This is a genomic window from Methanobrevibacter curvatus, assembly GCF_001639295.1.
GTDB lineage: Archaea > Methanobacteriota > Methanobacteria > Methanobacteriales > Methanobacteriaceae > Methanoflexus > Methanoflexus curvatus.
The window spans coordinates 1-15,227 of the sequence record NZ_LWMV01000105.1 but is presented as its reverse complement, the minus strand read 5'-3'; the positions used below and the strand labels follow the sequence as shown (position 1 = coordinate 15,227).

The 15,227-nt window shown below is 25.0% G+C and carries 15 protein-coding genes and 1 pseudogene; 7 read left to right on the top strand and 9 right to left on the bottom strand.

The window, feature by feature from the left end:
* Nucleotides 1-142 precede the first annotated feature (142 nt).
* From MBCUR_RS02600 to MBCUR_RS02580, 5 genes are all read right to left on the bottom strand, one after another.
* Entirely contained in the window at nt 143-331 is a 189-nt protein-coding gene (locus MBCUR_RS02600) for a hypothetical protein (protein WP_067089850.1), read from the bottom strand.
* A gap of 27 nt (nt 332-358) precedes the next feature.
* Entirely contained in the window at nt 359-586 is a 228-nt protein-coding gene (locus MBCUR_RS02595) for a hypothetical protein (RefSeq protein WP_067089848.1), read from the bottom strand.
* 94 nt (nt 587-680) lie between these two features.
* Nucleotides 681-950 (bottom strand): hypothetical protein, encoded by a 270-nt coding sequence (locus MBCUR_RS02590; RefSeq protein ID WP_067089846.1) that lies wholly within the window; start codon nt 948-950, stop codon nt 681-683.
* Nucleotides 950-1,213, bottom strand: coding sequence for a hypothetical protein (locus tag MBCUR_RS02585; protein WP_067089844.1), 264 nt, complete (start codon nt 1,211-1,213; stop codon nt 950-952). The genes MBCUR_RS02590 and MBCUR_RS02585 overlap by 1 nt, the downstream gene beginning before the upstream one ends.
* 415 nt (nt 1,214-1,628) lie before the next feature.
* Nucleotides 1,629-1,958, bottom strand: coding sequence for a manganese efflux pump MntP (locus MBCUR_RS02580; protein WP_169805782.1), 330 nt, complete (start codon nt 1,956-1,958; stop codon nt 1,629-1,631).
* 510 nt (nt 1,959-2,468) lie between these two features.
* Between MBCUR_RS02580 and MBCUR_RS02575 the strand changes: the two genes are divergently transcribed.
* From MBCUR_RS02575 to MBCUR_RS02555, 5 genes are all read left to right on the top strand, one after another.
* Complete coding sequence (locus tag MBCUR_RS02575) at nt 2,469-4,469, top strand: minichromosome maintenance protein MCM (protein WP_067089840.1); 2,001 nt, start codon at nt 2,469-2,471, stop codon at nt 4,467-4,469.
* A gap of 396 nt (nt 4,470-4,865) precedes the next feature.
* Nucleotides 4,866-5,273 (top strand): translation initiation factor IF-2 subunit beta, encoded by a 408-nt coding sequence (locus tag MBCUR_RS02570; protein ID WP_067089837.1) that lies wholly within the window; start codon nt 4,866-4,868, stop codon nt 5,271-5,273.
* Nucleotides 5,274-5,551: 278 nt separating this feature from the next.
* Entirely contained in the window at nt 5,552-6,604 is a 1,053-nt protein-coding gene (locus MBCUR_RS02565) for a 60S ribosomal export protein NMD3 (protein WP_067089835.1), read from the top strand.
* Between the two features lie 296 nt (nt 6,605-6,900).
* Nucleotides 6,901-7,878, top strand: coding sequence for a tyrosine--tRNA ligase (locus tag MBCUR_RS02560; RefSeq protein ID WP_067089833.1), 978 nt, complete (start codon nt 6,901-6,903; stop codon nt 7,876-7,878).
* A 250-nt stretch (nt 7,879-8,128) separates the two neighbouring features.
* On the top strand, nt 8,129-8,356 hold the full coding sequence (locus MBCUR_RS02555; RefSeq protein WP_067089831.1) for a hypothetical protein: 228 nt from the start codon (nt 8,129-8,131) through the stop codon (nt 8,354-8,356).
* Between the two features lie 153 nt (nt 8,357-8,509).
* Here MBCUR_RS02555 and tmk read toward each other — a convergent pair whose 3' ends face one another.
* Nucleotides 8,510-9,100 carry a dTMP kinase gene (gene tmk / locus MBCUR_RS02550; RefSeq protein WP_067089828.1) on the bottom strand — a complete coding sequence of 197 codons (591 nt, stop codon included), beginning with the start codon at nt 9,098-9,100 and terminating at the stop codon, nt 8,510-8,512.
* Nucleotides 9,101-9,547: 447 nt separating this feature from the next.
* Between tmk and MBCUR_RS02545 the strand changes: the two genes are divergently transcribed.
* A complete protein-coding gene (locus MBCUR_RS02545; RefSeq protein ID WP_067089826.1) occupies nt 9,548-11,494 on the top strand; it encodes a MutS-related protein in 1,947 nt (648 codons plus the stop codon).
* 44 nt (nt 11,495-11,538) lie between these two features.
* Here MBCUR_RS02545 and MBCUR_RS02540 read toward each other — a convergent pair whose 3' ends face one another.
* On the bottom strand, nt 11,539-11,970 hold the full coding sequence (locus MBCUR_RS02540; protein ID WP_067089823.1) for an amino acid-binding protein: 432 nt from the start codon (nt 11,968-11,970) through the stop codon (nt 11,539-11,541).
* Between the two features lie 21 nt (nt 11,971-11,991).
* The gene (locus MBCUR_RS02535; RefSeq protein ID WP_067089820.1) at nt 11,992-13,296 is read right to left on the bottom strand and encodes a phenylacetate--CoA ligase family protein; all 1,305 of its coding nucleotides are present in this window, start codon (nt 13,294-13,296) and stop codon (nt 11,992-11,994) included.
* 983 nt (nt 13,297-14,279) lie between these two features.
* On the opposite strand from MBCUR_RS02535, the gene MBCUR_RS02525 reads away from it, so the two are divergent.
* Complete coding sequence (locus MBCUR_RS02525) at nt 14,280-14,789, top strand: type I restriction-modification system subunit M N-terminal domain-containing protein (RefSeq protein WP_067089816.1); 510 nt, start codon at nt 14,280-14,282, stop codon at nt 14,787-14,789.
* Here MBCUR_RS02525 and MBCUR_RS10555 read toward each other — a convergent pair.
* Nucleotides 14,707-15,227 (bottom strand): annotated as a pseudogene (locus tag MBCUR_RS10555) (hypothetical protein); the annotation flags it as partial. The gene MBCUR_RS02525 and the pseudogene MBCUR_RS10555 sit on opposite strands and share 83 nt — an antisense overlap.

The following is a 15,227-nucleotide window of genomic DNA, read 5'->3' as shown; positions in this document are numbered from 1 at the left end:
AAACATTATATGCGATTATAAAATAAATAATTATATATGTTTCAAGTATAAAATTAAAAAATATTAAAAGTTTTTTTTTTGATGCAAATTGAAACAGTTATTTTAAATATCAAATTAATAGAAGTCCCATTTTAACGGACTTCTAAAAACCTAATTTTTCTAATAATGAGATTCTTTTATCTGTAATTTGTATAAGAATCTCCCTATAAATATGTGATTTATCTAAATCTTTTTCTAATGAAATCATCTTATTATATCTACCGATTTTTTCAGATAATTTCATTAATTCAATTAATTCTTCTCTTTCTATTTTTAAGTTGTCAAATTTCATTTTTTCACCTTTTTATTTAAGCTTAGATTAAAAATCTAAGCTTTTTTCTATTTTTTTAACAATTTCAGTATTGATGTAACCTATTAAGTTACAATCCCTGTCTACTAAAATATCCTGTCCCCAGCCATTTTTCATCCAATAGCCGACAGTATGGTTTTTTAAGACAATTAAACCATTTTCCACACCTAAAATTTCATTAGGTATTATTTCTCTTTCATTCTCTTCTTTATTTTTGATTTTAATTGAAAAACTCATTTTATCTACCTCATTTTTTTATTTGTATTATTTACTTTGTGCTTACTAGTATATATACTTAACTTATAATTTTAAAAAAAATTCTTTATTTATTTTATATTTGTATAATTAATATTTCTTCCCCTAACCAGTGTTTAGGGACTAAAACATGTAGGTTTCCGATATTATTGGCTTTTTTAACTTCTTTAATTAAAGATTCTTCAATTAAATAAGTGTTTTCATCAATACAAGATTTAACCATGCTTACTTGTACGGTTTTATTTTGCCATGATTTAGTTAATCCCACATGGCACCCACTACCCCAAGATTTAGCTAGTTTAACCAAAGGTAAGTCATTTTTATCTATTTTTAGTGTTATCTCCATTATAAAAATCCTCCTTCTTCTGTTATTATTTCTTGTTTTATTGCTTCTGCTTCTGAATTAGAATACAAGTAATTTATAATTTCTGTATTCTCATTTTTTTCAACAAAAGTTATATATTCCCAATTTGCATTAAAAGAAGATTTTAATGTTTTAGGATTAATATTTCCAACACAATAAGCTTTAATGGTGTGTTGGTGTCCGTTTGCAAATTCTACGGACACAAAATCATATTTATAAAAGATTTCTTTTAATTCTTTTAACATTTTTTTACCTTTTTATTTTTTTTTAATAAATAATTTTTTTAGAAGTTTTTTCTGAAAAAAAGAGAAAAATATATATACTCAAAAGAGCATATATATCCAAGTAGAGGTTTTAAACCCTACTTGTTTTTTATATCCTTTAAAAGCCGAAGATAAACCCTCACGAGGTATTTATCGGCTTTTAAAAGACTCATTATTACTTTTCTTAGCAAAAAAATTGCTAAGAGGGTAATAATGAATAAAAACCTTTTTCTCAGAATTTCACCCCCAAAAAAATTTTCGGAATTAGAAAAAAACTGATTTAATTCTAATTCCTATACTATATTATATTTTATATAGTATATAAATGTTTTGTTTTTTTTAATAAAAATTAATATTTTTAAAAATTGTTATAACTCTTTGTTATTACTTTTTAATGTTAAAAGTGATAACTATAATGTCTAAAGTAGTGAAATACTTCTACTTTTTTATAAGAAAATCCATCAATATCTTCTGTTTTTTTATTTTTAATTCCTTCATTAAGCATGTTTGCTCCAACAATAAATATCAATAGAAAACTAATCAAAGGACCATAGATGGTGACAATACTACGAACACTTTCTCCAGCAAACCATCCTAGAAGTGGCATTAACCCATGAAATCCTCCAAAAAACAAACCTGTCAGTATGGTTTGATATTTATTTATTTGGGTAGATGTTGATTTTGAAATAGCTATTGTAAATATGTCCATTCCCACTGCTATTGACAATATAATTAAAGAGATTATATTCATTTTGATTCCTTTTAAATTTTTTATACATTTTATGTTTTTTATATATTTTCAATGTTTTATACATTTTATATTTTTTATATCTTTTTAATTTTTTTATATTTTTTTTATATTTTTAATGTTTATTTTAATTTTATTTTAATAAGTTTTGGATAATAGTTAAAATTATAAACTAGTAAAAACATAATATATTTAGTAATGTTAATATTTTAATAAATTAATATTTTAATAAATTAACGTTTTTAAATATAAATTTAGTCTTTATATAAATATATATAAAATTATATTAAATGTTTTTATTAAAAATTTTTCTAAAACATTTTAAATATATTTTTCTTCTTTTTTCACTTAAATATTATAGAAAATAGTTCTATTTACGAATTTTTAGTTGTTATTTAATTTAATAACAATTTATTCAATTTAATACTAATTTATATTTTACCATATTTTTTGTTTATTATTCTTATATAAAATTAAGTCAATGATATTATGGACTCAGCAAACAAAATAGCTTCGCCAATAAATAAATTTGAAGAGTTTTTTTCAACTAAATATAAAGAAGAATTATTTCAAACCTTGGAAAGGTATCCTGAAGAAAGGTCTTTAATAGTAAGGTATCTTGATTTAGAAATGTACGATCCTTCCTTAGCAGATGCTTTAATAGAAAAACCTGATGATATTTTGCATGCTTCAGAGCAAGCAATAAAAAATGTTGATCCTTCTATGAGAGGAGCAGATTTAAATATTAGATTTGAAGATTTGTCCAATATTATCCCATTAAAGCTACTACTAAGTAAGTACATAGGAAAATTCGTCTCTGTCGATGGAATTGTAAGAAAAACTGATGAAATAAGACCACGTATTGAAACAGGAGTTTATGAATGTAGGTCTTGTATGAGAACTTTTCCAACATCAGCATCTTCTGGAAACAATGTTAATCCTCCAGCTATTTGTCCGGAATGTGGTGGACGGTCATTTAAATTATTGGAAAATGAATCAACGTATATTGACACTCAAACTGCAAGAATTCAAGAACCATTAGAAAATTTATCTGGAGGAACAGAACCAAAACAAATTTTAATCACATTAGAAGATGATTTAGTTGATACAGTTAATCCTGGGGACTCTATAAGAGTAACAGGAACTTTAAAAACTTTTAAAGATGAAAAAAGTCAGAAATATAAAAATTACATATATGTTAACTATATTCAACAGCTTGAGCAAGAATTTGAAGAGTTGGATCTTAGTGAAGAGGACATAGAAAAAATTATTGAGCTTTCACAAGATGAACATATTTATGAAAAGATCCTTAACTCCACTGCTCCGGCGATTAAGGGGCAGAGAGAAGTTAAAGAAGCTGTTGCACTTCAATTATTTGGTGGGTCACCTAAGATTCTTGAAGATAAAACTCATTTAAGGGGAGATATTCATGTTTTAATCATTGGGGATCCTGGTATGGGTAAATCTCAGATATTAAAGTATGTTTCTAAGCTAGCTCCACGTAGTATATATACAAGTGGCCAAGGTACAACAGGTGCAGGTTTAACTGCTGCTGCTGTTCGTGATGAGTTAGGAGGGTGGTCTTTAGAAGCTGGAGCATTAGTTTTAGGTGATAAAGGTAATGTTTGTGTTGATGAATTAGATAAAATGAGGAAGGAAGATAGGTCAGGACTTCATGAGGCTCTTGAGCAGCAAACAATAAGTATTGCTAAAGCTGGAATCATGGCTACTTTAAATTCAAGGTGTTCTGTTCTTGCAGCAGCTAATCCTAAATTTGGGAGGTTTGACAAATTTAAACCTACTGGTGAACAAGTTGATTTGCCACCAACAATTTTGTCTCGTTTTGATTTAACTTTTTTACTTGAAGATAAGCCAAATGTTGAAAAAGATAGAGAGTTAGCTAGCCATATTTTAAAAACCCATAAATCATTTTCTATTGAATATGCAATTGAACCAGAACTTCTTAGAAAATATATTTCCTATGCTCGTTCTAATGTTCATCCTGTTTTATCAGATGAAGCTATTGAAGTTATTCAAGAATTTTATGTTGCTACAAGAAATGCTAATGTTGGTGAAGATGCTGCAGTCCCAATAACTGCTAGATATTTAGAGGCATTAGTTCGTTTAGCCGAAAGTTCTGCAAAATTAAAACTTAGTGATAAAGTTTCAGGTGAAGATGCTAAACTTGCTACAAAATTACAGAGACATGTTTTAGAAACTATGGGCATGGATTCTGAAACTGGTGAATTCGATGCAGATTTAGCTGAAGGAAGACCAGCTAAATCTAAAAGAGACAAGTTAAATAGAGTTGCTGAGGAAATAAAAGAATTACAACAAGAATATAATGGTCAAGCACCTGTCAATGTTTTAAAAGATAATTTAAAAGAGAAGTATAATATTAGTGAAGAAAATGCAGACATGTTTATCAAAGACCTTAGAAATCAAGGTGTTATTATTCAACCTAAAACAGGATACTTAAAATATGTCTGATTTGAATGTTTTTTTCATGCTTTAATCAAATAATTATTTTATTTACCATTTTTGACTAGTTTATTTACTATTTTATTTAATAGTTTACTTGCTTTTATTTGCTATTTTATTTATTTTTTATTTAACTTTTTATTTAATTTCTTGTTTAATTTCTTATTTTTTTAGATAAGTTTAATAAGTATTAATTACATATTTTATTATGTTATAAAATTAAACTATTAAATTACTTAAAACATTTAATTTATTTTTTTCTTCAATGTTTACATTCAATTTTTTATTGATGTGTTTATTGATATTTTTTTTATATTATGTTGTAATTATTTTTCTTAATTATTATTTTTTATCATTTATGATATTTTTTATCCATTTTTTTATAAATTTTTAGAGGTTTTTTCAATGACAGATTATGATGATTTATTATCAAGGGCAATAGACCAATTACCACCAGAAGTTTTTGAAACAAAACGTTTTTCTATTCCTAAAGCATATTCAGTGATTCAAGGAAATAGGACTTTTATTCAAAATTTTAAAGAAGTTGCTGAAGGATTAAGCAGAGATTCTCAACATGTTTTGAAATTTTTACTAAGAGAGTTAGGTACTGCAGGAAACTTAGAAGGTAGTAGAGCTATACTTCAAGGTAAATTTACTCATTTTTTAATCAATGAAAGATTAGAGGAATATGTTGACAGATTTGTATACTGTCAAGAATGTAACAGGCCTGATACAAAAATTATGAGAGAAGGAAGAACTTTTATTTTAAAATGTGCTGCATGTGGAGCTAAAGCACCATTAAAAACAATATAGCTTTTTTTAAAATTTTTTCTACTTTTTTATCTTTTTTATTTGCTTTTAACTTCTTTTTTGTTAGTGCATTTTTTTTTAATTTTTTTAATTTTTTATTTATTAGTGCATTTTTTTTTTTTTTTTTTTTTTTTTTTTTTTTATTTTTTTTTTTTTTTTTTTTTTTTTTTTTTAATTTTTATTATTAATAACTTTTTTATAATTTTATTGCTTTTTTATAATTTATTTACATTTTTATACTTTTTTTTGAGTTTTAATAACTTTTTTAATATAGGTGAAGCATGTTTTGTCCTGAATGTGGAGAAAGTGAAGGTGAACTAATTGAGGGAATTTGTAAAAAATGTTTTTTAAAGAAATTTAAAATATTTAACATCCCCAAAGAAATAAGAGTTACTGTTTGTCCCCATTGTAATGCTAAATATAGTGAAGGTAAATGGATTGATTCAAATATAGATGAGACTGAAATAATTTATCGTGCTCTTGAAGGAGCAATTGAGGTTGATTCTATTGTTGAAAATGAAGAAATCATTTTAGGAATTGATCAAATCAGAGGAACAATTGCCGAATCTGTTGTTGAGGCAAAAGCTAATGTTTTTGGTGAAGAAATAGATCAAATTGAAAAAGTAGACGTTAGATTAATTAACAATCCTTGTCCAAATTGCAGTAAAAAGAATTCAGGATATTATGAGTCAGTTATTCAATTAAGGGCAGACAAAAGAGATTTAACTCATGATGAATTAAAATCTGCGGATATAATTATTTCAAAAAATTTAAATAGCTTTTTTAAAAAAGATAAATTGGCATACCTTTCTCAAAAGGATAAATTAAAAGAAGGGATTGATTATTATATTGGTTCCTTAAAATCAGCAAAGAAATTATCTTTAGCCATTAAAGAAGAATTAGGTGGGATAATTAAGGAGTCACCGCGACTTATTAGTGAAGATAAATCTACAGGTAAAGGTCTTTACAGAGTTTGGATATCACTACGCCTTCCAATTTTTAAAAGACATGATTTTATAAAATACAATAATAAAATAGCCCAAGTACAAAGCTTTGATGGAAAAAAGATAATGGCTACTGATTTAAATACCAATGAAAAAATAGCTATTTTATGGAAAAATTATGACTCAATTGAATTTTTAAAAGAAAAAGAAGAGATAAATAATACTACAATAATCTCTAAATCTCCAACAAAGCTTCAAATTTTAGATCCAGAAACTTATGATGTTGTTGATATTGATATCAATAAAAATATTAATGAAAAGTACGATAATTGTAACATTGATGAGGAAATATCTGTTGTAAAAATTAATGGAATATTATACACTGTTTAATGCATTAATTACTTAAAAATTATTGCTTTTTTATTATTTTATTTACATCTGTTTCATAAATAAAGCATAACATTTTTATACATTATTTTTATAATAATAGTATAGAGTATTTTTTTAGCCACTTATATTTTTTAGATATTGTGAATATAAATAAGAACATAAAATATTATTAGTAATAGCTATTTTTTTATTTAAATCTTTATGTAATTAAAGTTTTTTTTATTAAAATAATAGCTTTGTTTTTCAGATTAAATTTTAAAATATTATTATTTTCATTATTTTTATATTGTGATTTTATGGATAGTAAAGAGAAAATAGAATTGATTGAGAAGGATGCATTAGAGATTATCACTGTTGATGATTTAGAAAAGATATTAAATAAAGAGAGTCCTGTTGTCTATACTGGTTATGAGCCTTCTGGAAAGGTTCATTTAGGTCATGCAATTACAGTTTTAAAGCTTAAAACATTACAAAAATTAGGATTTAAAGTTAAAATTCTTCTTGCCGATTTTCATGCATTTTTAAATGGAAAAGGTACATTAGAAGAAATTGAAGAACTTGCTAAATACAATGAGAAATGTTTTAAAGCATTAGGCTTAGATGAGGATACAGAGTTTGTTTATGGCTCCTCTTTTCAAACTACAGCAGAATTTACCACTAATGTTTACAAGTTAGCTACTTTAACAACAATGGATAGAGCAAGAAGAAGTATGGATCAAGTCAGTCGCCATAGTGAACATCCAAAGGTGGCAAATGTAGTTTATCCTTTAATGCAAGTGGCTGATATGGTTTATTTTGATGTAGATATTGCCTTAGGGGGAATGGAACAAAGAAAAATTCAAATGCTTGCAAGGGAATATTTGCCTAAAATAGGGCATTCTGCTCCTGTTTGCATCCATACTCCTCTTTTACATGGTCTTGATGGTGATGATAAAATGTCTTCAAGCAAAGGTAACTTCATTGCTGTAGATGATGATGAAAAAACAATAGCCAAAAAAATTAAAAAAGCTCACTGTCCTATGAATGAAATTAAAGCTAACCCCATATATGAAATAACCAAATACTTTATTTTTCCATTTAATGAGGAAATATTAATTGAGCGACCAGAAAAGTTTGGTGGAAACCTTCAGCTTAATGAGGAACAATTAGAAATAGCTTACACTTCTGGAGAGCTACATCCTATGGATTTAAAAATAGCTGTTGCTAAATATTTAACTGAATACTTAAAACCAGTTCGAGAATACTTTGAAAACAAACTTTTAGAAAAAGTTTGATCAAAAGAATTTAGAAAGAATTAAGCATTTAATCTTGTAATAAATGTTTTTATTAGTTTTTAATTTTATTTTTTGCTTGTTTTTTTAAATTTTTTATTAGTTTTTAGTTTTTTTTTAATTTCTTTTTAATTATTGTATTTTTTTTTTTAAAAAATTTTTTAAAAAAACATCAAATTTATTTTTTTAAAAATTAATAAATTATTTAAATTAAAAATTATAGATTTATATATGTATTTTTTAAGGTGTATTTATGGATAATGATGGGATTGAATTTGAAGAGCAGGAATATGAAATGAAGCTTCCAAATGGTGTTGGAGAAAAAATGTTAGCTGATGCTATATCTAATTATAATGTTAAGTTGAAACACACAAATTTTGGACCAGTGTTAGTTGGTAAAATCCATGATTTAGAAGATGCCAAAGATTTCCTTATTAAATCATTAAATGAAATGTTTAAAAAGTTTGAAAATAAAAAATAAAAAATAATTTTTAATTATTTAATGTTTTAATTTGGCTATTTGAACTTATTATTTTCTTATTTTATCTATTTAATATTATTCTATTTTTATCTATTTAATATTATTCTATTAAATTTTTTCTTATTTCTGTTTAAGATATTTTTTAAGATTTTATTATTCAATGATTCCACTAACACATATTTCAAAATATGGTGCAATTGCTCTTTTAATTTCTAATTTTACTCTATTTTCTCCAGTGTTAGCATTTATTATTTTAAAATTTGATTCTTCAGCCATTTTTAGATAATTTTTTCTCACATTTTTTAGAAATTCATCACTTTCAAATGTGTCTTCTCCTTCAATTCGTGATAGTGCACTTTTTTCATCAAGGTCTAATAATAAAACAATATCTGGCTTTTTAACATATTTATTTATTTCTTTTATCCATTCAAATGGCTTCTGATAAGCTAAACTTGAATAAAATGATCTATCGCTAATAATGGCTATTTTTTCATTCTCTTTTTTTTCTATTTCGTCCATAAGTAGCATTCTATCTGCAGCAAATAATAAACCAAGTGTTCTTTGAGTATTTTCATTTGTTGCATTAGGATTTCTAAGTATTTTTCTTATTAGTTTCCCTACATCAGAATTTGTTGGTTCAACCACTATTTCTGTTTTAAATCCAGACTCAATTAGCCATTCTTTTAGATGCTGAATTTGTGTAGATTTTCCAGCTCCATCTATACCTTCAAAAACAATATACATAATATTATTTTATAATTAATTGTTTTTATAATTTCTTTTTTTAATGTTTTTTTTTTTAATATTTTTTTAATTTCTATTTTTCATTCTCTTCTTTTTCTTTTTTTTTTTAATTTAATCAAATTTAATTTAAATAAAATTTATATATTTTTATAAAAAATATTACTTTTCAACTGCTCTCTTACACAAATAGGTTATATATAAAAAATTATAATTAGTATTAGAAAATCATATTCTAAATTAAATTCTTTTAACTGAAGTATTTATTGAATTTTTATTGAATTTCTAATAAAAACTTTATTGAATTATTTATTGAACTTTTTTTGAATTGTTAATTTGAAAATATAAATTTAAAATATAATTTAAAATATAATTTAAAATATAATTTAAAATATAATTTAAAATATTAAATAAGATTATTTTAATGATAAATAAACTGAAGTGAACCATATGAGCATTAATGAAGAAATAGACAAGAAACATATAAAAAATTTAGTAGAAATAAAGGGTATAGGGGATAAATTAACTGAAAAAATATTAAATTCTGTAGGAGGTGAAAAAAATTTATTTAGTATTGTTGAAAATTTAGAACTTGAAAAATTAACAGATATTGATGGAATAAGCCAAAGGAAAGCAATTGAAATAATGAATAAACTTTTAGGTAATCCTTCTACTAACTTTTTAAAGAGTGAAAGAGCCATTCAACTTTATGAAGAAATTATAGATAAAATTTTAGATTATACTAACACAAAATACTCAGAAAATAGAATTAAACTTCTTTCTCCATTAAATGATAAAAATAAAATCATAGATAGAATAAATTTTGTTATGGAGTCAAAAATTAAGGTTTCTAAGCTGCCTATTATTAAATTACGTGGTTTAATGAAAAATTTATCTGATCCAGTACTGGTTAAGCCAAAATACGATGCCAGCAAAGCAATTTTAACTGAATCTCCAGAAGATAATGACTATTTAATTGATTTAGGATTAAATCAATATTTTCCAATATTAAATCTTTCTAGTTCTTCTTCTATTGAAGATGAACTCCAAGAATATGAATTAATATTTTATGTTTATTCTCAAGGATTTTTAGATGTTTCTGATGATGATAATATGGTTTTAATTTCTAAAGATTCTCCAGCTCATGAAATTGTTCCAGATATTATTTTAGATTACTTTAATCAAAACTTAGAGCTATTTGAAAAAGTTTTAGAAACTCGAAAAATTTTAAATCAAGATTCTGTATTAGAAGACATTCCAAGAATTTTATCTGAATTAAACTCATATAAATTAAAAGATGTAGATTTAGATTCTGTTTTATCTAAAGCAAAAAAGGATGCAGATGAAAAATTGAAAATAGCTATTAAAAGTGTTGATATTGAAGGGGACGAAGTTTTAGAACTTTTAAATAATAATTTTCCTCCAAAAATTGATAAAATATTTGATGATATACTAACTCTTTCTAAAAAAGAAATTAAAGAAATCACAGGAATTGATTTTGATCCATTTTTAAGAAAATATCCACTTGAGCTTGACGGTGAAGAAATTGAAAGAATTAAATTTAGAGAAAATTCCAGAGCAGAAAATGAGTATTTTGATTTGAAGGTTAGATCTGCAAGTTATTTAGAAAGCATTAAAGAAAAAGCAGAGTTAGAGGTTAAAGAAGCACTAAAATTTGATTTTGAATTTGCATTAGGTAGTTTTGCTTTTGAATATGATTTAAATCCACCTATAATTGGTGAAAATTTTAATTTAAAAGATGTTATTCATTTAAATCTTGCCCTTGAAAAAGGAGAAGATATTCAAAGAGTTGATTACTGTTTAAATAAAAATGAGAATGTTGCACTTTTAACTGGTGCTAACAGCGGTGGAAAAACAACTTTACTTGAAACTATTTCTCAAATAGCTATTATGGCACATATGGGGCTACCAGTTTCTGGAAAAGAAGTTGAAATTAAACTTTTAGATGAGATATATCATTTTTCAAAAAAGAGATCACTTGATGCAGGTGCATTCGAATCATTTTTAAATGTTTTTATGCCTATTGTGACTACCGATAGTGAAAAATTAGTTTTATTAGATGAGTTAGAAGGAATTACTGAATTAGATGCTGCAGTAAAAATAATATCTAGTTTTATTGATATGATTAAAGAATCTAACTCTTTTGGAGTTATTGTAACTCACATGGCGAAAGAATTAATGAATTATACCGATATTAGAGTAGATGGAATTGAAGCTAAAGGTTTAGATAAAAATTACAATTTAATTGTTGATAGAACTCCTAGAATGAATTTTTTAGCTAAAAGTACTCCTGAATTAATCCTTAAAAGAATTTATGAAAATTCTGAGGGTCGTTTAAAAGAAGTATATGGCGAAGTTTTAAAGAAATTTAAATAAGTAAAATCATTTATTTCTTATAAAATTAAATATTTTAATAAAAATTAAAATTCTTCTAAATCTTTTTGATTAAGTAATTTTAAGTTTTCATTTTTAAGTAATTTAATACTTTTCTCAATATTTTGCACCCTAAATACAACAATAGCTTGGTGGGACTGTTTACTTACAAATGCATACAAATATTCGAGATTAACTTCTTCTTTGTCAAGTATTGTTAATACTGAACCTAAGCCATTTGTTTCATCAGGAATTTCAACAGCTATTACATCTGTTTCTTTAACAACAAATCCATCCTCTTCAAGAATATTTTTAGCTTTTTTAAAATCAGATACAATTAATCTTAAGATTCCAAATTTTGATGTATCTGCTATTGATAATGCTCTAATATTTATATCTGCTTTAACAAGAGTATTAATTGTTTTTTTTAGTCTTCCTTCTTTATTTTCTATAAAAACTGATAATTGTTTAATTTTCATTTTTTCACCATTTAAATAAATTTAATTCTCTAAATTTCTTTTATCTATTACTCTAACTGCTTTTCCTTCACTTCTTGGTAGAGATTCACTTTCAACAATCTGTAAATTTACTCTAAGTCCAATTTCTTTTTTGATTTCATTTGCTATTTTGATTTCAATTTCTTCCATTTCCTTCATTTCATCTGAAAAAAGCGCAGGTGTAGCTTCAACTAGAATATCGATTTCATCTAAAAATTCTGGTCTTGTAATTATTATCTGATAGTTAGGTGTTAAACCTTCAATTTTTAAAATAGCTGATTCTATTTGTGATGGGAAAACTATAACTCCTCTTACTTTTAACATATCATCTGATCTACCACTAATTCTTGAAATTCTTGGAGTTGTTCTACCACATTTACATTTATTCCAGTTAATTGAAGTTAAATCTTTTGTTCTAAATCTAATAACTGGCATTCCTTCTTTTGTAAGTGTAGTTAAAACTAACTCTCCTTTTTCACCCTCATTTAAACTTTTTTTTGTTTTTGGGTCTATGATTTCTGGATAAAAATGGTCATCACTAATGTGGAGACCTGATTTTTCCAAACATTCCATTGCAACTCCAGGACCAGTTAATTCGGTTAAACCGTAAATATTTAGGGCATCAATACCTAATTTTTCTTCTAATTTATCTCTCATTTCTGAAGTCCACATTTCTGCTCCAAATATTCCTGTTTTTAATGAAATATCCTTTTTTGTTAGTCCTATTTTTTCCAATGACTCAGCAAGATACATTGCATATGAAGGAGTACATGTTAAAATTGTTGTTTGAAAATCAGACATTATCTCCAGCTGTCTTTTGGTGTTTCCTGAAGACATTGGCACAACAATTGCTCCTAATTTGTATCCTCCATGATGGACTCCAAGACCACCAGTAAACAATCCATAACCATAGCCATTTTGAATAATATCTTTTTTGCCTCCACCAGCCATTACAATAGCTCTTGCAATAATTTCTTGCCAAATTCCAATGTCTTTTTTAGTATATCCTGTTACTGTAGGCTTTCCTGTTGTTCCAGATGTTGTGTGAATTTCAACTATTTCCTCTTCATCAACTGCAAACATTCCAAATGGATAAGCTTCTCTTAAATCCGCTTTTGTTGTAAATGGGATTTTTTCAATGTCTTTTAAAGTTTTAATATCTTCAGGTTTAACTCCTGCATCATCGAACTTTTTTTTATAGAAAGGAACTTTTTCATAAGCTGTTTTTACAATTTTTTGAAGCCTTCTTAATTGTAACTCTTTCTTTTCATCAATATCCATTGTTTCATATTTTTCATTGTAAATCATAGTATCATCATAAACTTAATTTTTTAAACTACATTCAGCATTTTATTCCTTTTAAATTCATTTAAATTATTTAAATCAGAATATTAGTTTTTACTATTTTTTTATTATTTTCATATTAGTTTTTATATATTTTTAATATTTTTATATACTCTTTATATTATTTCTATATTATTTCTATATTATTTTTATAATTTTTTATATTAATTTTAAATTTTAAAGTTTTACTTTTATAATTAAATAGAAGAAGTTTAAAATTAATTAAATTTATTAGCTCATGCTTAATAAAATTCAAAAACAATTGATTAATATCAAATTTCCAAAATATCAAAATATTAAAATTTAAACTATTTGAATTTATAAAAAAATTTAAAACAAGAAAAACTAAAAGACCATTTGCTAAAAAACACAACAATAAAGTAGTTTTTTCTTAAGAATGCAAAAATATTGGGAAAAACCATTAAAAAATGCAGAAAAAGAGAAAATGAGCAACAATTATAGGCATCCATATATAAAAAAACAAACTTCCATTAAATGTTGTCATAGCATCGTTTTTTTATTGTTGCTATTTGATTAATGTAAATTTATAAGTAGGTTAAAAGAAGAAAAATAATTAGTAATTAGTCAAAATTTAAAAAAGAAGAGGAGTCAAACAATGGTGCAACATCTATCCTACATTCTTTCTAAGGATACAAGGAAATAAAATACTAAAGAGGTATATACTATTGTAACCATTATAATATATTGTGTAACTATTATATAAATTTTACTACAAAATGACAAGAATATTATTTTACTATCAGTAGCTTTCCAGCCACAAAATGTTAAATGTAAGCTATATTAGATTTAAAAAAAGCTTTAAGACTATATAAAAATGAAAATAATTAAAATATTAGCTATTAAAATAAAATAGAGAACCTTATTTATCATTAAATTTAAAAAATTATACTATAAAACTATCCAAAATCAAATATTAGATGAGAAAAATGTCAGAATATCAAAATAATTTAGAAAGCAAGTTATGGGCAATTGCCGATGAACTTAGAGGAAATATGGATGCAAGCGAATTTAAAAACTACATTTTAGGATTTATTTTTTATAAATATCTATCAGAAAAAATCGATTCATACTTAAATAAACAATTAAAAAATGATAATTTAACATTTACTAAAGCTTATGAAAAAGAAGAATTCAAAGAAACATTAAATACAGTTGCATTAAATACTTTAGGATATTTCTTAGAACCTAAATGTCTTTTTCAAAATGTAGTTGTTAAAGCTAAAAACAATGAATTTATTTTAGATGATCTTGAAAGAGCTTTAAAGAGAATAAGTGGTTCAGCAACAGGGCATGAAAGTGAAAATGATTTTGAAAACCTTTTTGAAGATGTTGATTTAGGATCTTCAGGCATTGTCAAGAACTTCGCTGATTTTTTTTCAATTTTCTTTCATTCCATTTTCTTTCTCTCAACCTGCAACGGGTATCAATCCCTTTAATAATTTTAGTTCTGCGTTTATTGTGTTTAGGATTTGTTTTTCCAAACATGTTTTCGCAGAGATTGCTTGTTTTTGGTACATTATCGTCTGTTAAATGGAGTGTGAAAGTTTTAAAATAGGGAATTACTTTTTTTTGTAATTGAATTTGGATAAAGTTTGGAAGGTTGTCAAATTCTTTTATAAACCAGTTTAAAGATTTTGTTGCTTCATCGTAGGATGGTTGATTAAACATTAGCATGAATTTCTCAATGTAGTAGTTTACAAGGTTTTTTTCGTAAGGTGATACTTTGTTTTTCTTTTTGTATTCTTTGAATGCATTTTTAAATGATTTTCTTGTGTGGAATAGGCACCATTGGTGTTTAAATCCTAATTTTTCTACTATAGGTTTATATTCTGTTTTTAAATCTGTTGTTATGGCTATTTTCTTTTGGTTAATGA